Below are 19,681 nucleotides of genomic sequence, written 5' to 3' on the forward strand. Positions count from 1 at the left end.
GGTTCGTTCCCTCAGTCTCGTTCGCTCCCGGTCGTGTCTCCCCCGAACGGGTTCGGCCGCAGGCTTACCGACTGCGCGGCCGACGACTCACTCGTGATGCCAGAACACGCCGCGCTCGACGAACTCCCGCCGCAGATGCACGCGCCCGTCTTCGAGACCGACCGCCCGAAAACCGTCAGGCTCCGCCTCGAAGCCGGCGACGGGGTGCCGGCGCACTCCCACCCCGGCTTCGACATCGTCTTCCACGTCGTCGACGGCCGGATGGAACTCTCGCTCGACGGCGAGACGCACGAGGTCGCGGCTGGAGAGCTGCTGCGGTTCGGCGGCGACCGCGACATCTCGCCGCGCGCCCCAGTCGATAGTTCCGCGGTGCTCGTGTTCGCGCCGGTTGACGACGACTAAACCGTGGGGTCACGACGAACGAAAACGGACGCCTCGGCTCTGTTGAAATCCTCTAGACCTGACAGAATGTGCGTGCTGAATACAGAGGGTGTCACTCGTAGACGGATGTAATAGATATTTCCGTCCCGTTCGTGACGTAAACATTCACCCCCCGCCAGCCGGATGACGAGTCCAGTATTGCCTTCACTTCTTTTGTCTGTATCTCTCCTGCAACCCTGATGATGATTTCGTACTCACCGGATGTTTGAAACACGTTTGTAAACCCTTGAGACCTTGATTCAGTCGGGTTCTCAGTACGAATCGTCTCCGAGAACACCGCTTCGCCCGATCCATCTAATACTTCCACCGAAATATCAGACGCGACCTCCTCACTCCACTGGATTGAAAGCCAGCCGACATCATCTTCTGGCTTTCTTGAGGCAGTTTCTGGTTCTGTCGAATCAGTTCCCGGTGTGCGTACCGATGGTGCTTGGTCAAGTGCGGTACATCCAGCGACAGCCACGGAGAGAGTAATAGTTTGGAGCAGGGGACGGCGGCGCATGATTTTGAATCCACTCACAATCACAAAAATTCCTGTGAATTTACAATTACACACTCTGTATCGCACAGTCCGGTTACGCCAGTAACAATCCCTCACTCGTGACCGACTTGCGCACTGTATTCAGCGCGCACATAGGAACCCATCATCGACTGAGGATTTCAACAGAGCGACGCTACTGTTTTTCGCCCGACAGCCGATTCAGCGCCGCTTCGAACTCCTCGGACAGCGAGTGTGCCGCCGGCTCGTCGCCGTCGCGCTCGCTCGTCGTCGGCCCGTCGTCCCGAGTTGACTCGTCGGCCGCCTGCACGTCGTCCGGGTCCATCGCGTCGAGTTCTGCGTTGATGGCGTCGGCCTGCTGGTGCATCGGTGCGACGCGGACCCGGACGCGGTCGTAGTCGTGGCGGTCGGCGAGGCCGTTCCACGCCCGGAACGCGCCGACGGTGAGCGTCTTCGACTGCGGGCAAAACGGCGTCGTCGGCGTGAACTCCGCGAGCAGGACCGACGGGTCGTCGCAGTCCTCCGCGTAGCGGAAGCCGGCGTCCGGGTGTCGCCGGTCGAGGTTCAGCCGCGCGAGGTTGTAGCCGAACGTCACGTCGTAGACGCCGCGCGCTTCGAACAGGTCGCGGGCAACCCGGTGGACGGCGACGTGGTTGTCGCCGTCGAGGACGCGGTGCCCGTCGAGAAAGGCGTCCGGGTCGGGCAGGTGTTCCGGGACGAACTGGTCGATATCGTCGAAGCGGTCGGCCTGCGACCCGCCGCCGAACAGGGATGGGATGTCTGGCATAGTCCGAAATGGGGTCGCAACGGGCGTAGGCCCACCCCCGAACACGTTCACCTCAGCGTTCGAGGGTGCTGTCGCTCCGGTTGGCTCGGGGCGGTGGATTACGTACTGAACCACCCACCAGTCTCGAAGTGGCTTTATCTGTGGTCTACATCTACTGTACGCCACTTGAGGAACGATGAGTTCTAACCAATCGCTCGAAATTCTTGCCGTGGCGATTCTCTATCTGTGCGTGTTTGTGATGGTCGTCGGACCAGCTATCGAGTCGATACTCGGCTTTGAAACGCTCTCGGTGGATGCCACAAGAGGCGGTGAACGCGCGTGGGACTTAGTCTCGAAGCCGCAGGGCTGGGTTTTCTGCCTCGGCTACGTCCCAGTTCATTTCGCGTACCTGTTCGTCCGCGCACGACTCGCTGGCGAGTCGGTTGACAGCTACTGGGACTGACACGCCAATATGTGTGAATACGCCCACTATGTTTTGCACGAACCGTCTGACAGACGTTGGGTGGGTCTCAGCGGGTGTGCTGAATCGACTGTGTGTCTCGGTCACGGGAAGGAAGTGCTGATGCAGTCGGGTCCAAGAGTAGTACAGACAGAGCGGACACCTCCCCGAACGCAGGGGTCTCAAAATATCGCCACGACAGAGACGGCTTCGGACGCACTTATCTCCGGTTGATTACTCGCTGTATCCGGTCGCGAACGTCGTCCGCGGAGTCGTATATCTCGTTGTCAACCGAAGCGAGCACCTCGTCGACGGGTTTCCACCCGCCCTGTGTTTCGACCTCGTAGTCGCCGTAGTTCTCGACGACTTGCTCCGTCGTGGTCGGGTAGTCCTGAATCTCGAGCGCGTCGTCGAGGTCCCCGAGTTGCTTCCCGGGTTCGGGTTCGTCGGCGCGGTCACGCGCCTCTTGGAGCGCTCGCTCGCGCTGGCGCTGTTCTTCCTTGGCCGCTTGCGCATCTCGTCCCTGTTTGTCGTCTGGCATCCTTGGCTTCGAATTTTGAAAGCGAACGACATAATCCTGTGGCCGTTTCTCGAGGGTCGCTTCCGAGACACGACCGCTCAGGCTACCGGCGACCGACTCTCAAGCGTTGCACGCGGGTGCTCTCAGCATCGGGAGCTTCCGACAGAGACAGATAGAAAAACAGCGGCCAGTCGGTGACTGCCGGTCGGTGCGGCGACACTACTGCGGGTCAGGGTCGGGGTCGAATATCTCGGGGTCTTCCGGTCCCTCGGCGCGGACGACCGCCATACAGCCCTTGCGGACGACGCGCGACAGCGAGTGGTCGACGAGCTTGAAGTCGCCGGGGACGGGCGAACTCATCGTCGCGATGGTCGTGCTCCCCGGCGGGACGAGCCGCGTCTGGATGTGCGTCTGCGGCTCCGTCGTCAGCGAGCCGTCCGGATAGAGCGTCTCCCAGACGCTCCCGATGGGGTGGAAGCTACTGGAAAGGTTCGGGCCACCGTCGACGAAGTACACCCGGACCGTCTCGTCGAGTCCGACCGTCGCGGCCGGCCCCCGACCGTTGGGCGTCCACGCGTACTTCTCGCCGTTCATGAGGACGTACGTCGGGTCCTCGTTCCGCATGGCCTCGTAGTCGAAGTTGTGCTGGCCCTCCTCGCCGGCGTCCTTGTCGGTGTAGAGTTCGTGCTGGCCGAGGTATATCTCGTGGTCGACCTCGGGAAGTCCCTCCGGCGGCTCGACGAGGATGAGCCCGAACATCCCGGCGCTGATGTGCATGTCCATGTTCGGCACGGCACAGTGGTAGATATACGCGCCGGGGTAGGTCGCCTTGAACCGCAGGTGCGCCGTCTCGCCGGGGTTCGTCATCGTCGCTTCCGCGCCGCCGCCGGGACCGGCGACCGCGTGGAAGTCAACGTTGTGCGGCATGGTGTTCTCCTCGGGGTTCTCGAACGTCACGTTCACCGTGTCCCCCTGCCGGACGCGGACGAGCGGGCCGGGGACCTGCCCGTTGTACGTCGTGTAGGTGAACGTCACGCCGTCTTCGATCTCCGCGGTCACCTCCTCTGGCCGGAGCGTCACGTCGACTTCGGCGGGCTCGCTCCGGTCGATGGGACCGGGGATGTCCGTCGGGTCGGCCGCGACTTGATCAACCAGGTTCGTCGAACTCTGCTGTGTCGGTTCCTCCGTCTCGTCGAGCGACTGCGCGGAAGTCGGTGCGTCCGTCGCGCAGCCGGCGAGCGAAGCGACGCCACCGAGTCCGAGCCACTGGAGCGTCCGTCGCCGAGTCGTAGATAGCATTTGTGTCTCCCTCCGGTTGAATCGAGTGCCCGAACACGGGTATAAACGAACAATGGTTGTCCGGTTTGGAGACGCGCTCCGAACATCTTCGCGAGTCGTACCACGCCGTGAGACGCGGAAGAGCGCGGCCGCTCACGAGCGCGCGAATCTCGAGAAGGCGAACGGGGGTTCAGTCGTCGCCGACGAACCGGTCGCGGCGGTACCGACACTGTTCACAGAAGAACTGCGCGACTCCGGCCGGTTGCGTTCCGGTGAAGGCCATCTTCGTGCCGCAGTCGGGGCACCATTCGGAGTGGGTGGTATTCGTGTGGTCTGAACTCATACCACGTACAAACCCGTGAGGAGTTATTACATTAACGATTATGCCAAATTAGGCACGATTGATACGTTTCGGGACGCAGGCGGTGCCAACGCCGGCGCTGACGAGGGGCGCGCAGGCGGAGCGGCGGCGGCCGCGCCGGATCACGGCTCCCAAATCGCGGTGACGACGCCCTCGTCGCGCTCGGCGGAGCAGTAGGCGAACCCCCGGTCGTCGAGCTTCGGGTAGAGGAACTTCGGCTCGCGGTCGTTGAGTTGGACGAACACGGTCTCGCCGTCGAGGTCGGCGAGGTGATTCATCGTCTCCGTGAGCGGTTCCGGCGGCGGCAACTCCCGTACGTCGAGAAAACTCACCGTTCGTTCGCTCGGTGCGTCGAGTCCATCGAGGTACGCTTCGTGCTCCATGTTCGAAGCGTGGGGCCGCCAGAGCAGGAAGTTCACCCCGAACGTGTTCGTCCCGCCGCCACCGGTCTATGGCCGAACGTGTTCGGGGCGGGGCTCACCTTCCGCGCCGTCAAACCACCCGACCAGAGCCATGTCTCGACCGCCACACGTCGACACCGATACGGACGCGGGAAGTGACGCGGGCGCGCCGCCGACCGCGACCGCCCCGCCGGACCCGTCGAGCATCGACACCTCGCGGCGGCCGTTCGTCCTCATCTGGGAGGTCACGCAGGCGTGCGACCTCGCGTGCGACCACTGCCGGGCGGACGCGACGCCCGCGCGACACCCCGACGAACTGACCACCGCGGAGGGAAAGCGCTTGCTCGACCAAGCCCGTGAGTTCGGCCCGGGCCAACTCGTCGTCCTCTCCGGCGGCGACCCGCTCGCCCGCGACGACCTCGTGGACCTCGTAGAGTACGGAACCGACCTCGGCCTCCGGATGACGCTCACGCCGAGCGGGACGTCCTCGCTGACGCCCGAGACAGTCGCCGACCTCGCCGACGCGGGCGTCAAGCGAATGGCGCTCAGCCTCGACGGCGCGAGCGCGGCGTCGCACGACGCCTTCCGGGGAGAAGAGGGGAGTTTCGACCAGACCGTCGCGGCCGCCCGCGCGGCCCGCGATGCCGGCCTCCCGCTTCAGATAAACACGACCGTCTGCGCCGAGACGGTCGACGAACTCCCCGCGCTCTGCGACCTCGTGGCCGACCTCGATGCGGTGCTCTGGTCCGTGTTCTTCCTCGTCCCCGTCGGGCGCGGGCGCGTCCTCGACTCGATTTCCCCCGAGCGCGCCGAGCGCGTCATGAAGTGGCTGACCGAGGTGAGCGACGAAGCGCCCTTCGGCGTCAAGACGACCGAAGCACCCCACTACCGCCGGGTCGCCATCCAGCGCCGACGGGACGCGAGCGATGCGCCTCCGACCGACGGCATCGGCCGCCGACTCGGTATCACCGCGGGCGACGGCTTCGCGTTCGTCAGCCACACCGGCGACCTGTTCCCGTCGGGCTTCCTCCCCGCGTCCGCCGGCAACGTCCGCGACGGCGGACTCGTCGAGCGATACCGCGAGAGCGACCTCTTCCGGTCGCTCCGGGACCGCGACGCCCTCCGCGGGAAGTGCGGCGCGTGCGAGTTCCGCCACGTCTGCGGCGGCAGTCGCTCGCGGGCGTACGCCCACACCGGTGACCCGCTGGCCAGCGACCCGCTCTGCGGGTACGTGCCCGCCGACTACGACGGCCCGATGCCCGCAACCCGGTCGGCGGGCGACTGACGCCTCGGGAATAGCGTCGCGTGGGAGCCAACCCGAACACGTTCGGGATAATCGCTTGCATCCGTCGCCGCCGAGGTACAGTTGATGATGCGCGACACCAACCTCACGAGACGGCGCTTTACGGCATTGACTGCGACGGCGGCGCTGTCGACGGCGCTCGCCGGCTGTTCCGGCTCCGGCGGCGACGCCGCGAACGCGGCCGATGGGGGCGAGGGCGACGCGACGACTGCCGAATCGACCGCGGAGCCGACGACCGAATCCGGCGGCGACGGCGGTTCCGGCGGCGGGAGCGCCCCGCAGTTCGACGGCTGGTTCGACAACGTCGATAACTACGACGGCGTCACCGACGAGACGGGAAGCTCGACGGTGACGGTGACGGTGGGTGCGCAGGCCAACGGTGGGGCGTTCGGGTACGGCCCGGCCGCCGTTCGCGTCTCTCCGGGCACAACGGTCGTCTGGGAGTGGAACGGCGAGGGCGGCTCGCACAACGTCGCCGCCGCCGACGGCGGGTTCGAATCGGAACTCGTCGGCGACAGCGGCCACACGTTCGAACACACCTTCGAGGAGACGGGGACGTACAAATACGCCTGTACGCCCCACGAGACGCTCGGCATGAAGGGCGCAGTCGTCGTCGAGTAGCCCCACATACCTCTTTTCGGCCCGTTTCTCCCGTCGTCGGTCGGTTCTCTACCGCCCGCGAACTTCTTCTCCCGGTGCGACGAATCTCTCGTATGCCTCGGTCCTCGACCCTCGCCGCCGCGCGCCGCCGCCCGTCGCTCACGTTCGCCCTCGCGGGCGGCGCGTTCGCGCTCTGGTACGTTCTCGCCGACCCGGTGGTCGAATTGCTGACCGGCGGCGACCCTGCCGTCCCCTCCGGACCGATGGCGGTGCTCGTCGCTGGAGGATTTCTCGGCGGTGGCCTCCTCGCCAGCCTGCTCTGGCGGCGACTCGGCGGGCCGAACTCCCGCGTCCGCGGCGCGCTCGTCGGCGGCCTCGTCGGGTTGCTCGCGCTCCCGGTCCCGATGTACCTACTCGAACTCGCAGTCGTCGTGATGGAGGGAAGCCCGTTCGAAGCGCCGGTCGGGATGGGACCGGTGGCGGCGCTCGTGCGGAGTGCGGTCCTGTTTCTCGTCGTCCCGCTGTTCCTCGGGGCGCTGGGCGTGATTGCGACCCTCGGCGGGACGGTCATCGTCGGGGCCGCGACGGGGCTGGCGCTCGCGTGGGAGTGAGTCGGCAGTCCGATGTCAGGGAAAAACAGAGACGGTGAATCAGTCGTCGGCTGCGCTGTTGTGTGTTTGTTATCTGATGGGGTGGTGTGACACAGACAGAGGCTGTATGCAGTAATTCGCTATCCTTCGTTTCGCACCGAAGTGGGTGAATAGACCGAGGAAATCACGTGCGAGTTGGTCATCCGAGCGAACTGGGGGTCAGCGTGTCACCGAGAACGTATAGTGGTATTCCAAGCAGAACCCCGATAACGCCAAATACAATGAATACGAGCGCTGCTGGACCTCGCACTCGCTCTGTCAGTGGAATTGAGTTGACTAACGCAAGCACATATACCGAGAACACGAGTAGATGAGAGAGAATAATCGGCTTACGACTACTCTGCCGAGAAACATAACCCACAGGGAACATTGCTGCGAGTGAAAGGGACAAGTATAGCGAAATCTCGATACTATTGGAACCGAGGAGACGAAGAACTGCAGAGAATTGAAGTCTATTCGCAGCAAGGAGAGCGACCACAACTCCAACCAGCGATGCAAGCCAACATCCGATGGCAGAGCAGTATGGGTATCGCTGATGTACAAACGAAAATAATCCAAGAGTAAAGTAGACACCTCCAACTGAGAACAGCCACGGAGTTGAAGCTCTAATGAGAGGGACCAAAGAAGGATACAGTGGATGTCCGAGGAAGTAGACACTAATTACAAACACAGCGACACCAATTCGATTACTGTCGATACTTCGGTTTTGTAGCAACCTCCTCAGCAAGCGCTGTATTGTATAGAAAGACCCAGTAACGATAGCAGCCGGAAACACGACGAGCCAGATTAGATTAGTAAGAACCACATCCATGAATTAGAACACTAACAAATATTTGATAAGTTTTGTGGGGTTGTCTATCGCTTCGTATCTCGTCAGATGAGAGCTGGCCAGAGACCGACTCGCGCTCGCTACTCAGCACGACTTCGAAAAGCTAGCAGAAAATAGGCGGCTCGACAGAGCCGCGCCCGTTAGTCGTCGCCCAGGATGCCCTCGGCGACGGCCATGTCCTCGACGCTCGGGTCGTCGGCGGACTGCCGGAGGACGAACCGCTTTCTGACGAGGTCGGCCGCGTAGATGACCGTCCCGAGGATGATGAGGGTGTCGCCGGGGAGCCGCGCCCAGAACAGCGTCTGAATCAGCGGCTGGTTGTAGAAGGCGACGCTGCGGGCGGCGGCGTAGCTCCCGGTGAACGCCGTCTCCAACTGGAGGAAGCCGACCGGAAGGACGGAGACGAACACCATCAACACGAGGCCGACGTTCCAACACCAGAAGGCGGCGCGCAGCCACGAGCCGTCCCAGCGCTCGGCGTCGATGGAGAGCTGGAGCATGTAGGTGACCATGCCGAGCGCGAGGAAGCCGAACGCGCCGAACATCGCGGCGTGGGCGTGGCCGACCGTCAGGTACGTCCCGTGCTCGTAGTAGTTGATGAGCGGGAGGTTGATGAAGAAGCCGAGCACGCCCGCGCCGACGAAGTTCCAGACGCCGCTGGCGACGATGAACATGAACGGTAGGCGGTACGGGAACGACTCGCCCGACATCGCGCGGTACTGCCCGAGCGCCTCGTAGAGGATGAACACCAGCGGGATCAGTTCGAGCGTCGAGAAGACGCTCCCGATGGGCACCCACATGTCGGGCATGCCGACCCACCAGTAGTGGTGCGAGACGCCGATGATGCCCGTCCCCATGACGAGCAACGCCTGGAGCATGACCGCCTTCTCGGCGCTCCGGCGCGACAGGAGGTTCATCGACACCAGCGTCAGGCCGACGATGGCGACGATGAAGAACTCGAAGGCCCCCTCGACCCACATGTGGACGACCCACCAGCGCCAGAACTCCGTGACGGCGATGTTCGTCTCGGGGGTGAAGAGAAAGCCCGCGGTGAACAGGAGGGCGATAGAGCCGCCGGCGTACAGAATCATGTGCGCCAGCCCGTACGGCGGCTCCTTGTCGAGAAGCGGCTTCAGGCCGCGAACGGCCAGCGCCGCCCAGATGAGGAAGCCGGCGAGGATTCCGAACTGCCAGAGCTTGCCGACTTCGAGGTATTCGAGCCCCTCGTTGCCGATAATCCACCACAGCGAGCCGTCGATGTAGCCGTTCGCACCCAGCCAGATGCCCGACATGCCGCCGACCACGACGACCACGATAGCGCCGAGGAGGACGTTGATGTACGTCGACTGCTTCGGCGGCTCGTAGCCGGTCAGAAGCGGCGGGAGGAACAGCCCCGCGCCGAGCCACGTCGCGGCGATCCAGAGGATGCCGAGGTCGATGTGCCACGTCTTGGCGATGGCGAACGGCAGCAGTTGCAGGATGGGCACGCCAAATAGCGACTCGATGCCGAAGAAGCCGGCGCGCTCGATGTAGAAGTGTGCGAGCAGGCCGCCCAACAGCACCTGCGCCAAGAACAACCCTGCGGCGACCGGGATGAACCGGAGCGCCGCCCGCTGGCTCGGGAAGACGCTCACGTCACCCGGTTCGGGCACCGTGATATCCTCGGCCGATGGCTCGGGGAGTTCGACCGACTTGTACAGCCAGATGCCGAGGCCCGCCCCCGCGACGAGAAGCACCATGGCGATGACGCTCCACGTCATCGAGGCGGCGGTGGCGTCGTTCCCCGCGCCGGGCTGGTACGGCCAGTCGTTCGTGTACGAGTGGGTGCCGTCGGGACGGTCGGTGTGGGAGAACCACGCCGTCCACATGGCGAAGTCTGCGAACGCCCGCGCCTCCTCTTCGGAGTCGATCATGTTCACGGGCACGCCGCGCTCGTGGTCGCCCTCGTGGTAGCGCTCGACGTATTCCTGTCGAACCTGCTCGTGGGCGTACACCTCGGCCGCGGTGTACTGTATCGCGCCGCCCTCGTAGCTGTCGTCGAGGTCGGATTTCACCACGTCGGCGACTGCCGCTTGGTCGGCGGAGTCGAGTTCGTCGTAGGGTTCACCGTACCGCTCTTGGGCGTAGTAGTTCCGCATGAACTGGACTTTCAAATCCAGCGCGTCGGCGGTGTAGTCCGCGCCGTAGTACGCGCCGTTGCCCAGTATCGACCCGTGGTTCATCAGGCCGTCTTTCTGGAACACCGTCTTGCCCTCTCGAATCACGTCGCCGCTGACGACGACGTCGCCGTCGGGTCCGACCACCTCGTCGGGGATGGGCGGGGCCTCCTGGTAGGCGAACCACGCGCCCGCACCCATCACGACGAGGTTGAAGACGAACACCACGACGATTGCCTTCGCGATGGTCTTGCGTTGAATCTCCATACAGGTCGTGGTTCACACGCCTCCTATAGGCTACACGCGCCGGTTCCCGACCTCGAACAGCCCGGACGAACATGTTCGGATAGCCGCTCTTTGAGCCGGAAGCCGTTCTTCGAATCGTCATGACGACCGACTCGCGACCCGCCGACCACGACCACGAAACGCCCGACTCGGCGACCGACCGCGTCCACGACACCTCGTGGTCGGCGAACCTCGAACTCCCGCGGCACGCCGCCGACCGCGACCTCGTGGTTGCGGAGGCGGTCGCCGCGGTCGAACACACCACCGCCGGTCACCACGTCAACCTCGTCACTCACGGCGACCACGGCCATCCGGAGACGTACCTGTACGACGCGCTCATGGAACGGTTCGACGGCGTGGCGTACGAGTACGTCGAGCAATGCGGTTGTGGCGGGCACGTGACGCGGGTGTTCGTCGGGTAGCCGCATCTCGGTCTCGAACGTCCAGACCGGTGCCTGCACTCGCGGCGAGCCGGTGGCTAGCTACCCCGACGAGTCCGGGGTTTCAGCGGTTCCGTCGCCGGCATCCGTCTCGGCGAAGAACTCGAACGCCAGTTCGCCGTCGAGGACGTGCGTGTGCTCGAAAACCCCCGTCTCGACGAGTTCCACGGTACTGTCGACGGCGAGCCTGCGGGCCGATTCCGGCCATTCGGTGACCGCGAGGTTGAGAAACGCGGTCTCGTCGGCGAGTTCGCCGAACCGATGGACTTCGACGACTGCGGCCGTCTCGTCTCGGAACAGCGACACAGACGGGTGAGGTCTGCGGCCACCCTCGAACGGCCCCCGTAGCGAGAGTCGCGGCGGGGACCCGTCACCGTCGGGTGCCGTAAAGCGCTGTGTGAGCGACCGGAGTTCGGTGTCGCGAGAGTGTGAAATCGAGACGGCGAGCGGTCTCGGGAGGGGCCCGGACGTGGGGTCGACGCCCACGGTGGCGAGGTCTCCGTCGTCTCCGTCCCCGTCGAACTGGAGGTATTTCCCCCTGTCTCGGGGGTTGTCGTCGGGCTCGACCACCGGGTCCGTGTGTTCGGTTTGCGGGCCGAGAGAGCTACATCCTGCGGTCAGGGTGGAGGCGGCGGTCAGGGCGGACGCAAGGAACACGCGACGGCGCATAGTTGTCAACACGTTGGCGGCAGTAACAATGTTCTGGACCGGTGACACGGCTGTGGGTGCTTCGGCAGCGTCCCAGTTCTGTTCGCTGTCGTCCGGTCACAACCCCGGCACACTGTCGACCGCGACCTGGTTGTTGCGGCGGCGGTCGCCGCGCTCGCGTCGATACTGTACCTATTTATCGGGGAACGCGAATGACTCGCCCATGGCCTCGCAACTCGTTTTGGCCCTGCTGGCAGGCGTCTTCGCCGGAGCCCTGTTCGGCCTGATAGAAACACCGATTCCGGCCCCGCCCAACCTCGCCGGAATCTTGGGTATCGTGGGAATTTACCTTGGATACAAGGGAATCCAGCGGTTGGGGTTCCACGTTGATATCTCGGGAGTGCTCGCGTCGCTGTTCTGAGCGCGCAGTTCGAGAAAAACAGTTCGGCCCGACACTGAAACCCCCCGACTCCTCCCGCGGACGACTTACTCCGACTCCCCCTTCGGATACGTCTCGCCCGCCGACTCGCCGCCTTCGCCTTTGAGCCACATGAACGCGCCGAACAGCGCGGGCGACGCCAGCATCGCGCCGAACGTCCCGGCCAGCGCGATGCCGCCGAGGCGCTCCGCTTCGGGGTCGCCGAACGGCTCGGCGACCTGCGCGTTCGACCCGCCTTCGTCGTCGGTGACGACGACCGCGCCCTTCATGCCGAGCGTCTCGTGGGGCGTGCAGGCGTAGGTGTACGTCCCGGCCTCGTCGAAGGTGTGTTCGAACGTGTGGTCGCCGGCGCTGACGAGGTCGGACTCGAAGCTCCCGTCCTCGGCGACGACGTTGTGCGACCCGCCCTCGCCGGTCCACGTCCACGCGACGGTCGTCCCCTTCGAGACGCGAATCGCCGCGGGACCGAAGCCGAACGCCCCGCCGTTGGCCTGCGACCCGACCTCGACCGTCACGCGCTGGAGGCCGGTCTGCGCCTCGACGCCGTCGAAGTTCGAGGTGTTCTCGAACCACGCGTCGAGGTCAACGTCACCCTCGCCGGCGCTCTCGGTGGACTCCGACTCGCTCTCGCCGGTCGAGTCGGCCGCCTCGGTCGCGGTCGCGCCGCCGGCGTCGCCGACGACGATTGCGCCCTTCATCCCGAGGGTCTTGTGCGGCGTACAGACGTATTTGTAGACGCCCGCCGCGTCGAACGTGTGTTCGAACGTGTGGCCGCTGTCGCCGACGAGTTTGGACTCGAAGCTCCCGTCGCTGGCGGCGACGTTGTGCGACCCGCCCTTGCCGTTCCACTCCCAGACGACGGTCGTCCCGGGGTCGACGCGAACGGCGGCCGGGCCGAATCCGAACGCCCCGCCGTTTGCCTGCGCGCCCACCGTCACCGTCACCGTCGAACTCCCCGTCTCGTCCACCACCCCCTCGTAGTTCGAGGTCTGTGCGAACCACGAGTCGAGGTCGGTCCCCGACTGCGCTCGCACGGAGTCGGCGACGCCTCCCAGCGCGGTGGTGGAGACGGCCGCGCCGCCGAGGAGTCGAAGTACGGTTCGCCGGCCGAGCGTCGGAGATGTGGGATCGTTCGAACTCATGATTGAGTGCGGCGAGGCGGTGGGCCCGCCCCGCTCGACACTCGACCGTCGGTGGCCCGGTGAAAAACCCGCCTCGCTGGTTCCCGAAACGCGGCCGAGGGCCGAACATGTTCGGAACTACCTTTGTCCGTCGGGGACGACTTCGTTTCACTACCGATGCCCCGGGCAACACTCTCCATCACGCTCCCCGAGCAGGTCTGGGTTTCCGACCTCTCGGGCCGCTATCCGGACGCCGAGTTCACCGTCCTCGCGGCGATGCCGGCCGACGAGACGGGTGTCGGCCTCGTCGAGATACGGGCGGCCGACATCGAGCCGGTCGTCACCACCATCGACGAGTACGACTCGGTCGTCTCGGTGACGATTCTCGAAGCCCAGCCGGAGCGCGCGCTGGTGCAGTTCGAGACGACCGAACCGCTGTTGATTCTCACGCTCAGCGAGGTGGGAATTCCGCTGGAACTGCCTATCACCATCGTCGACAGCGAGGTGACAGTCGAGGTGACCGCGCCGCGGGAGAACCTCTCGGAGCTGGGCGAACAGCTCACCCAGTTCGGTATCCCGTTCGACCTCGTCTCAATCCATCAGTCGATAGACACGGAATCGCTGCTCACCGACGACCAGTACGCCCTCCTCGAAACGGCGGTCGCTGAGGGCTACTACGACACGCCACGGACGTGCACGCTCACCGGGCTCGCCGAGGCCGTCGGGCTGGCGAAATCGACGACGAGCGAGAAGCTCCACCGGGCGGAAGGGAAAGTCATGAAGGCGTTTCTCACGCGAGACGACGCGACGATCTAGCCCTCAGTCGTCGGTCTGGTCGCTGACGGCCGACCACATCGTCGAGAGTTGGTCCGAGGCCGACCGCGACGGCGACGACACGGAAAGCGAGAGGTCGCCCGGTTCGCGCGTCACGACCACCTCTTCGAAGCCGAGCGCGTAGCGGGCGGCGTCGCGGCCGCGGTCGCGTTTCTCCAAGAGCCCCGCCTCGACCATCTGTTCGAGCTTCCGGTACACCGTCGAGCGCGGGAGGTCGCACGCGGCGGCGATGTCCGAGGCGGTCATCGGCCCGTCGAGCCGCTTGAGCACGGTCCGGCACTGTGAACTAGTGAGGGCGTCGAACACCGTCTCGAAGTCCGGTTCGAGCGCGTCAGAGAGTGGATTCGTCGACATCTGCGTGAGAGTGGGTTACTCGGCGGCGACCTGCGCGCCATCGGTTCTGCTCCCGATACGCCACCGGGACGTATGAAAGTCGCGGGGTGCCAGCGTCGGTGCAGTCGAACCGATGGCCGTCGATTCGAACTGGCACGCCCGGTTCGACCGTTGCCCCGCCCGGTACGTATCGACCGCGCCGAACATGTTCGGAGAACTCCTGACTGGCGGGAACCGGCGAGACGGTATTCCATTCCCCCGGGCCAACGACCGACTGTAATGAGCAACTACGTCGGTGCACCCGGTTCGACGGTGTCGCGTCGCGAATTCCTCGCCGCAACGGGGAGCGTCGGAGCGCTCGGCCTCGCGGGGTGCGCAGCGCCCACGAACGGCGACGGTAACGCCGCCGTCGGCGCGGACGAGACGACGGTCGCCCAGACGAGCGAGTCGGCGCTGCCGTACACCAGTCCGCCGGAGGTCGTGCAGGTCGACGAGCAGGGCGGGAAAGTCACCCTCAAGAGCGCGCCGGCGCGCCACGCGGCCCACCCCCTCGAAACGATGGGCGGGCCCGTCGAACTCCCGCAGGTGTGGGCGTTCAGCGCCGACGACGGCGAACCGAGCGTCCCCGGGCCGATTCTCCGGACGACCGAGGGCAACGACATGGAAGTCACGCTCGACAACACCGACGGGATGCGCCCGCACACGGTCCACTTCCACGGCGTCCGCAAGGCCTGGAAGGACGACGGCGTGCCGACGACGACGGGCATCCGCGTCGACCCCGGCGAGAAACACACCTACACCATCCCGGCGAACGTCCCCGGGACGCACCTCTACCACTGCCACTACCAGACCCACCGGCACATCGAGATGGGGATGTACGGTATCCTCCGCGTCGACCCGAAGGGGTACGAACCGGCCGACAGGGAGTACTTCATGACCGTCCGCGACTGGGACTCGCGGCTCCCTCGGCAGATGGCCGGCGAGAACGTGAGCTACGACCCCCGGAACCGGAAGCCGGACGTGTTCACCGTCAACGGGAAGAGCGCGCCGCGGACGCTCCACCCCGAAGACGGCTCGCCCATCATCGTCGAACAGGGCGACACCGTCCGCATTCACTACGTCAACGCGGGCTACATGAGCCACCCGATGCACATCCACAACCACCGCTTCCAAGTCGTCGAAAAGGACGGTGGCGTCGTCCCCGAGGCCGCCCGCCACGACATGGACGTGACGAACATCGCGCCCGCAGAGCGCCACACGATAGAGTTCACGGCTGACGCCCAACCCGGCATCTACCTCATGCACTGCCACAAGGTCAACCACGTCATGAACGGGAACTTCTACCCCGGCGGCATGCTCGGCGGCGTCGTCTACAAGGAGGCGATGGACACCGACATCTTCGCGAAGCTGATGGAGTACGCCGGCTACGAGGGCTGAACGAGTCGGGTCGTCGCGGCGCTCACGCGCGTCTCCGTCTTCTCGCGACTGCTTCAGAGTGACCGCCCGCGTTCGAGTCGCCCCGCGAGTGTCAACTATCGAGGCGGCAATAAGATTTTTATTCGTTATAGAATAACAATTTTCTCAGAATGTTTGATGAACAATCTCATACAAGCTCTGACGAGTCGGAGTTCAGTAGGAGACAGTTCCTCGGTGGTCTCACGTCGTTGGCCGCGGCGACGTCGTACACACTCGACGTTCCCGACGGGGTCGCCGCCACCGTCTCGAACGACGACGACGGCCCCGTACAAACAGTCTCGTCACCCGACGGCTCACTCGTCGTCCGGGTCGACGTCTCGAACGGGACGCCGACCTACGCGGTCACGTCCGACGGCCGACCCGTCGTCGAACCGTCGGCGCTCGGCTTCGAGTTCGCGGACCAGCCGGCGTTCGGGACCGACCTCGCCGTCACCGGTACCGAGCGGTCGACGGTCGACGAGCGCTGGTCGCCCGTGTGGGGGCAGTACGACGAGATTCGCGAGCACTACAACGAACTCCGCGTCGGTCTCGCGGAGACCACCGCGCCGGAGCGAACCGTCACGGTCGCAATCCGCGCCTTCGACGACGGCATCGGTCTCCGCTACGTCTTTCCCGAGGCGTCCGGCTTCGGCGACTTCGTCGTCACGAGCGAGCGAACGGAGTTCGCGTTCGCCGGCGACTTCACCACGTGGTGGGTGGAAAACGACTTCAACAGCTACGAGTACGCCCACGATCGGACCCCGCTGAGCGACATCGGCGACGAGAGTTCGTTCGGCGGCGCGCACACCCCAATGACGATGCGAGCCGACGACGACCTCTATCTGAGCGTCCACGAGGCGAGCCTCGTCGATTACGCGGCGATGGCGGTCGAACCCGTCTCGGCGGGGGCGACCACCTTCCGCTCGACGCTCGCGCCGCTTCCCGACGGGACGAAAGTGACCGCGAGCGCGCCGCACGCGACGCCGTGGCGGACGCTGCAGGTCGGGTCGAGTCCCGGCGACCTCGTCGAATCGACGCTCGTCGTGAATCTCAACGAGCCGCGCGACCCCGCGGACTTCCCGCAGGGGACCGACTGGATAGAACCGCAGAAGTTCCTCGGCGTCTGGTGGCTCATGATAACCGGGCGCGCCGACTGGCAGTATCAGGGTCCGCAGACCGGAAACCACGGGGCGCAGACGAAGCGCATGAAGCGGTACATGGACTTCGCCAGCGAACACGGCGTTCCAAGCGTCCTCGTGGAGGGGTGGAACGAGGGCTGGCGCACTTATCCCGGTGACGGCAGCGCGATGGACTTCGACGAGCCCTACCCCGATTTCGACATCGAGGCGGTGGCGGCGTACGGCCGCAGTCTCGACCCGCCGGTGGCGATGACCGCCCACAACGAGACCGCGGGCAACGTCTCGAACTACGAGTCGCAACTCACGGGCGAGTCGAGTCCGTTCGCCTTCTACGACGACCTCGGCATCAACTCGATAAAGACGGGGTACGTCGCGGACAGCGGCGTCACCATCGACGGGGAGACGTACAACCACCACTGCCAACCGCTCGTGAACCACCACCGGTTAGTCTACCGCGAGGCGGCCAAACACCGGCAGATGCTGGAGGTCCACGAGCCGCTCAAGCCGACCGGCGAACGGCGGACCTTCCCCAACGTCATGACCCGCGAGGGCGTCCTCGGACAGGAGTACGACGCCTTCGGCTACGTCGACCCCTCCCACCACGTGACGTTCCCCTTCACCCGGATGCTCGGCGGCCCCGTCGAGTACACCCCCGGAATCTTCGACACCGACTCCGGGTCCGGAGGCATCGAGACGACGCGAGCCAAACAACTGGCGATGTATCCGACGTACTTCAGCGGCCTCCAGATGGTCGCCGACCTCCCGAGTTCGTACCTCGCCGACCGGAGCGCCACGGTCGGCGTCGGCGACGTGGCGCAGGCCGAGTACGCGGACTTAGCGGGCGTTTCGACCGCTGCGCGGTGGGCGGGCGCGCAGGGAGGCCGGTACGTCCCGGTCGACCCCAACACCGTCGACGCCGGCGCAGGGCTCTCGTGGACCGTCGAGAGCGTGGCCGAAGACGCGACGTACGACCTCCACCTCCGGTACGCCAGCGACGGGGAGAACAACGCCGTCCCCGAGGGGACGCCGCGAACCGCCACGGTGCTGGTCGACGGGAGCGAGCAGGGACAGGTGACGCTTCCGCCGACCGACTACTGGGACGACTGGAACGCGGTTTCGACGCCGGTGTCGCTGTCGGCGGGCGACAACGAGCTCGCGGTTCGACTCGGCGATGGCGACACGGGCGGATTCAACCTCGATTCCGTCGCCGTCACGCGGACCGGCGAGCCAATGCCGGACCCGGAGACGGACCCGACGCTCGGCCCGACCGTCGACGCCTTCGACTTCGTCGAGTCGGTCCCGGCCGGACCGTGGAGCGACACCCGCGTCATCGACGCCGAAATCGGCTCGTACTCGGTGGTCGCGCGACAGCACGACGACGAGTGGTTCGTCGGCGCGATGACCGACGGAAACGGCCGCGCCCTCGATGTGCCGTTGGACTTCCTCGACGACGCACCGGGCGAACGCAAGGGCCACACCAAGAACCGGAACGGCGGCCACGGCGGGTCGAACGGCCGCGGTCACACCAAGGGAGCGTACGTCCTCGAACTCTACTCCGACGGCATCGACGCGGCGTACGACTCGAACCTCGACGCCGTCCGCGTCGACGAGGCAATCGTCACCGCGGACACGACCGTCCTCGCGTCGATGGTCGAGACCGGCGGCACCGCGATGCGACTCCGGCCGGCCACGAACGACGACCTCGCGCGACTGCCGCGGTACCGGCGACCCGAACAGGAGGTCGCAGTCGAGGTGCGCGACGACCCGTTCGTCGGCGAGTCGTTCGTGACCGCGACGGGGTCGAACGACGGCGATTACATCGGCGGGACGACCATCCGTCTCGTCGTCGACGGCGACCTCGCCGCGACCTCGAACGTGCGGTTCGGACCGGGGACGACCGACGCGCGGGACGAGCTCTCGTACACAATCGAGACGCCCGGCGAGTACGAGGTCACCGTCGTGACGGCGGACGGCGAGACGCTGGCCGACGAGACGGTGGCGGTGAGGCCGCCCGAGACGGTCGCCGACCTCGCCGACCCGTCTGGAGACGACCACGGCCCCGGCGGGTACGTCTATCCGACGAACGCGGCCTTCGAAGACGGGGCGTTCGACCTCCGGTCGGTCACGGTCGAACAGACGCCGAGCCGATACCAGTTCAGCTTCGAGGTGGAGAACCTCTACAACGCCTTCGGGAGCAGTCGGGGCTTCTCGCCGCAGTTGTTCCTCCTGTGGGTGCGCGACCCCGAACTGCAGGGCGGGACTGACGAGAGCCTCGACGACCTCGGGGCGAACGTGACGTTCGACGCGCCGTGGCACTACCGCCTCGAACTCAGCGGCTTCACCAAGAGCGCCGTCGACGCAACCGGCGCGGCGCTCACCGATGCCGAGGGGAGCGCGGTCACGCTCGGCGAGGCGGTCGATACCGACGCGAACACCGTCACGCTGACGCTCGACCGGGCCGCCTTCGACGGCGTCGACGCCGCCGACCTCGAAGTCGTCGCCGCGGTCCAGTCCGAAGACCGGGGGTCGCTCCGCCCAGTCGCGGAGACGGCCGGCGAGTACATCTTCGGCGGCGCGAAGGCGGGCGCGGTCGACGCCGCGCCGCTCCTCGCCGACCTCGTCACGCCCGACGGGCGGTCGCAGTCCTCGGTCCTCGACTACGCCGCCGGTCAGCGCGCGACGATTCCGTTCGTCCCGCTGGAGTAGGTCGGCGCGGCGGCCTG

19 protein-coding genes and 1 pseudogene are annotated in these 19,681 nt (G+C 65.6%); 10 read left to right on the top strand and 10 right to left on the bottom strand.

Features of this window, described 5'->3' with window-relative positions:
* Nucleotides 1-96 precede the first annotated feature (96 nt).
* A complete protein-coding gene (locus AM590_RS07635; protein WP_058826976.1) occupies nucleotides 97-402 on the top strand; it encodes a cupin domain-containing protein in 306 nt (101 codons plus the stop codon).
* 91 nt (nucleotides 403-493) lie between these two features.
* Here AM590_RS07635 and AM590_RS20430 read toward each other — a convergent pair whose 3' ends face one another.
* Together AM590_RS20430 and AM590_RS07640 are read right to left on the bottom strand one after the other, a co-directional pair.
* Complete coding sequence (locus AM590_RS20430; protein WP_157575443.1) at nucleotides 494-943, bottom strand: hypothetical protein; 450 nt, start codon at nucleotides 941-943, stop codon at nucleotides 494-496.
* A gap of 172 nt (nucleotides 944-1,115) precedes the next feature.
* Nucleotides 1,116-1,727: a hypothetical protein gene (locus AM590_RS07640; protein WP_058826944.1), complete on the bottom strand. Its 612-nt coding sequence runs from the start codon at nucleotides 1,725-1,727 to the stop codon at nucleotides 1,116-1,118.
* 175 nt (nucleotides 1,728-1,902) lie between these two features.
* Between AM590_RS07640 and AM590_RS07645 the strand changes: the two genes are divergently transcribed.
* Nucleotides 1,903-2,169: a hypothetical protein gene (locus AM590_RS07645; RefSeq protein WP_058826945.1), complete on the top strand. Its 267-nt coding sequence runs from the start codon at nucleotides 1,903-1,905 to the stop codon at nucleotides 2,167-2,169.
* A 217-nt stretch (nucleotides 2,170-2,386) separates the two neighbouring features.
* Here AM590_RS07645 and AM590_RS07650 read toward each other — a convergent pair whose 3' ends face one another.
* From AM590_RS07650 to AM590_RS07660, 4 genes and pseudogenes are all read right to left on the bottom strand, one after another.
* Nucleotides 2,387-2,707: a hypothetical protein gene (locus AM590_RS07650; protein ID WP_042663623.1), complete on the bottom strand. Its 321-nt coding sequence runs from the start codon at nucleotides 2,705-2,707 to the stop codon at nucleotides 2,387-2,389.
* Nucleotides 2,708-2,905: 198 nt separating this feature from the next.
* The gene (nirK, locus tag AM590_RS07655; protein WP_058826946.1) at nucleotides 2,906-3,985 is read right to left on the bottom strand and encodes a copper-containing nitrite reductase; all 1,080 of its coding nucleotides are present in this window, start codon (nucleotides 3,983-3,985) and stop codon (nucleotides 2,906-2,908) included.
* A gap of 169 nt (nucleotides 3,986-4,154) precedes the next feature.
* Nucleotides 4,155-4,307 (bottom strand): HVO_2142 family zinc finger protein, encoded by a 153-nt coding sequence (locus tag AM590_RS20435; RefSeq protein WP_157575444.1) that lies wholly within the window; start codon nucleotides 4,305-4,307, stop codon nucleotides 4,155-4,157.
* Between the two features lie 140 nt (nucleotides 4,308-4,447).
* A pseudogene (locus AM590_RS07660) lies at nucleotides 4,448-4,806 on the bottom strand (DUF2249 domain-containing protein).
* A 32-nt stretch (nucleotides 4,807-4,838) separates the two neighbouring features.
* On the opposite strand from AM590_RS07660, the gene AM590_RS07665 reads away from it, so the two are divergent.
* The 3 genes from AM590_RS07665 to AM590_RS07675 all read left to right on the top strand — a co-directional run bounded on the left by AM590_RS07665 (nucleotide 4,839) and on the right by AM590_RS07675 (nucleotide 7,240).
* Nucleotides 4,839-6,011: a TIGR04053 family radical SAM/SPASM domain-containing protein gene (locus AM590_RS07665; protein ID WP_058826948.1), complete on the top strand. Its 1,173-nt coding sequence runs from the start codon at nucleotides 4,839-4,841 to the stop codon at nucleotides 6,009-6,011.
* Between the two features lie 84 nt (nucleotides 6,012-6,095).
* Complete coding sequence (locus AM590_RS07670) at nucleotides 6,096-6,650, top strand: halocyanin domain-containing protein (RefSeq protein WP_058826949.1); 555 nt, start codon at nucleotides 6,096-6,098, stop codon at nucleotides 6,648-6,650.
* Between the two features lie 92 nt (nucleotides 6,651-6,742).
* The gene (locus AM590_RS07675) at nucleotides 6,743-7,240 is read left to right on the top strand and encodes a hypothetical protein (RefSeq protein ID WP_058826950.1); all 498 of its coding nucleotides are present in this window, start codon (nucleotides 6,743-6,745) and stop codon (nucleotides 7,238-7,240) included.
* Between the two features lie 1,008 nt (nucleotides 7,241-8,248).
* Here the strand turns inward: AM590_RS07675 and AM590_RS07680 are convergent.
* On the bottom strand, nucleotides 8,249-10,531 hold the full coding sequence (locus AM590_RS07680) for a nitric-oxide reductase large subunit (RefSeq protein ID WP_058826951.1): 2,283 nt from the start codon (nucleotides 10,529-10,531) through the stop codon (nucleotides 8,249-8,251).
* Between the two features lie 119 nt (nucleotides 10,532-10,650).
* Between AM590_RS07680 and AM590_RS07685 the strand changes: the two genes are divergently transcribed.
* A complete protein-coding gene (locus tag AM590_RS07685; protein WP_058826952.1) occupies nucleotides 10,651-10,971 on the top strand; it encodes a CGCGG family rSAM-modified RiPP protein in 321 nt (106 codons plus the stop codon).
* A gap of 60 nt (nucleotides 10,972-11,031) precedes the next feature.
* Here AM590_RS07685 and AM590_RS07690 read toward each other — a convergent pair whose 3' ends face one another.
* Nucleotides 11,032-11,658, bottom strand: a complete 627-nt coding sequence (locus AM590_RS07690) for a hypothetical protein (RefSeq protein ID WP_172795773.1) — start codon at nucleotides 11,656-11,658, stop codon at nucleotides 11,032-11,034.
* A gap of 202 nt (nucleotides 11,659-11,860) precedes the next feature.
* Here AM590_RS07690 and AM590_RS07695 point away from each other — a divergent pair, with 202 nt between their 5' ends.
* Nucleotides 11,861-12,058, top strand: a complete 198-nt coding sequence (locus tag AM590_RS07695; protein ID WP_058826953.1) for a XapX domain-containing protein — start codon at nucleotides 11,861-11,863, stop codon at nucleotides 12,056-12,058.
* Nucleotides 12,059-12,123: 65 nt separating this feature from the next.
* Here the strand turns inward: AM590_RS07695 and AM590_RS07700 are convergent, their stop codons facing one another.
* Nucleotides 12,124-13,218 carry a halocyanin domain-containing protein gene (locus AM590_RS07700; RefSeq protein WP_058826954.1) on the bottom strand — a complete coding sequence of 365 codons (1,095 nt, stop codon included), beginning with the start codon at nucleotides 13,216-13,218 and terminating at the stop codon, nucleotides 12,124-12,126.
* Nucleotides 13,219-13,374: 156 nt separating this feature from the next.
* Here AM590_RS07700 and AM590_RS07705 point away from each other — a divergent pair, with 156 nt between their 5' ends.
* Complete coding sequence (locus AM590_RS07705) at nucleotides 13,375-14,013, top strand: helix-turn-helix domain-containing protein (RefSeq protein WP_058826955.1); 639 nt, start codon at nucleotides 13,375-13,377, stop codon at nucleotides 14,011-14,013.
* A gap of 3 nt (nucleotides 14,014-14,016) precedes the next feature.
* On the opposite strand, the gene AM590_RS07710 is transcribed toward AM590_RS07705, so the two are convergent.
* Nucleotides 14,017-14,385 (bottom strand): helix-turn-helix domain-containing protein, encoded by a 369-nt coding sequence (locus tag AM590_RS07710; RefSeq protein ID WP_058826956.1) that lies wholly within the window; start codon nucleotides 14,383-14,385, stop codon nucleotides 14,017-14,019.
* Between the two features lie 258 nt (nucleotides 14,386-14,643).
* Between AM590_RS07710 and AM590_RS07715 the strand changes: the two genes are divergently transcribed.
* Entirely contained in the window at nucleotides 14,644-15,801 is a 1,158-nt protein-coding gene (locus AM590_RS07715; protein ID WP_058826957.1) for a multicopper oxidase domain-containing protein, read from the top strand.
* Between the two features lie 149 nt (nucleotides 15,802-15,950).
* The gene (locus AM590_RS07720) at nucleotides 15,951-19,664 is read left to right on the top strand and encodes a glycoside hydrolase family 97 catalytic domain-containing protein (RefSeq protein ID WP_058826958.1); all 3,714 of its coding nucleotides are present in this window, start codon (nucleotides 15,951-15,953) and stop codon (nucleotides 19,662-19,664) included.
* Nucleotides 19,665-19,681 lie beyond the last annotated feature (17 nt).

Source organism: Haloferax sp. Q22, from assembly GCF_001482285.1.
Classification (GTDB): domain Archaea; phylum Halobacteriota; class Halobacteria; order Halobacteriales; family Haloferacaceae; genus Haloferax.

Excerpts from the sequence above, each read along its gene's own strand:
- AM590_RS07690 (WP_172795773.1), bottom strand. The coding sequence starts at position 11,658 with ATGCGCCGTCGCGTGTTCCTTGCGTCCGCCCTGACCGCCGCCTCCACC.
- AM590_RS07670 (WP_058826949.1), top strand. The coding sequence starts at position 6,096 with ATGATGCGCGACACCAACCTCACGAGACGGCGCTTTACGGCATTGACT.
- AM590_RS07680 (WP_058826951.1), bottom strand. The coding sequence starts at position 10,531 with ATGGAGATTCAACGCAAGACCATCGCGAAGGCAATCGTCGTGGTGTTC.
- AM590_RS07635 (WP_058826976.1), top strand. The coding sequence starts at position 97 with ATGCCAGAACACGCCGCGCTCGACGAACTCCCGCCGCAGATGCACGCG.
- AM590_RS07640 (WP_058826944.1), bottom strand. The coding sequence starts at position 1,727 with ATGCCAGACATCCCATCCCTGTTCGGCGGCGGGTCGCAGGCCGACCGC.
- AM590_RS20435 (WP_157575444.1), bottom strand. The coding sequence starts at position 4,307 with ATGAGTTCAGACCACACGAATACCACCCACTCCGAATGGTGCCCCGAC.
- AM590_RS07685 (WP_058826952.1), top strand. The coding sequence starts at position 10,651 with ATGACGACCGACTCGCGACCCGCCGACCACGACCACGAAACGCCCGAC.
- AM590_RS07650 (WP_042663623.1), bottom strand. The coding sequence starts at position 2,707 with ATGCCAGACGACAAACAGGGACGAGATGCGCAAGCGGCCAAGGAAGAA.
- AM590_RS07675 (WP_058826950.1), top strand. The coding sequence starts at position 6,743 with ATGCCTCGGTCCTCGACCCTCGCCGCCGCGCGCCGCCGCCCGTCGCTC.
- AM590_RS07645 (WP_058826945.1), top strand. The coding sequence starts at position 1,903 with ATGAGTTCTAACCAATCGCTCGAAATTCTTGCCGTGGCGATTCTCTAT.
- AM590_RS20430 (WP_157575443.1), bottom strand. The coding sequence starts at position 943 with ATGCGCCGCCGTCCCCTGCTCCAAACTATTACTCTCTCCGTGGCTGTC.
- AM590_RS07700 (WP_058826954.1), bottom strand. The coding sequence starts at position 13,218 with ATGAGTTCGAACGATCCCACATCTCCGACGCTCGGCCGGCGAACCGTA.
- AM590_RS07695 (WP_058826953.1), top strand. The coding sequence starts at position 11,861 with ATGGCCTCGCAACTCGTTTTGGCCCTGCTGGCAGGCGTCTTCGCCGGA.
- AM590_RS07710 (WP_058826956.1), bottom strand. The coding sequence starts at position 14,385 with ATGTCGACGAATCCACTCTCTGACGCGCTCGAACCGGACTTCGAGACG.
- AM590_RS07705 (WP_058826955.1), top strand. The coding sequence starts at position 13,375 with ATGCCCCGGGCAACACTCTCCATCACGCTCCCCGAGCAGGTCTGGGTT.
- AM590_RS07665 (WP_058826948.1), top strand. The coding sequence starts at position 4,839 with ATGTCTCGACCGCCACACGTCGACACCGATACGGACGCGGGAAGTGAC.
- nirK (WP_058826946.1), bottom strand. The coding sequence starts at position 3,985 with ATGCTATCTACGACTCGGCGACGGACGCTCCAGTGGCTCGGACTCGGT.
- AM590_RS07715 (WP_058826957.1), top strand. The coding sequence starts at position 14,644 with ATGAGCAACTACGTCGGTGCACCCGGTTCGACGGTGTCGCGTCGCGAA.
- AM590_RS07720 (WP_058826958.1), top strand. The coding sequence starts at position 15,951 with ATGTTTGATGAACAATCTCATACAAGCTCTGACGAGTCGGAGTTCAGT.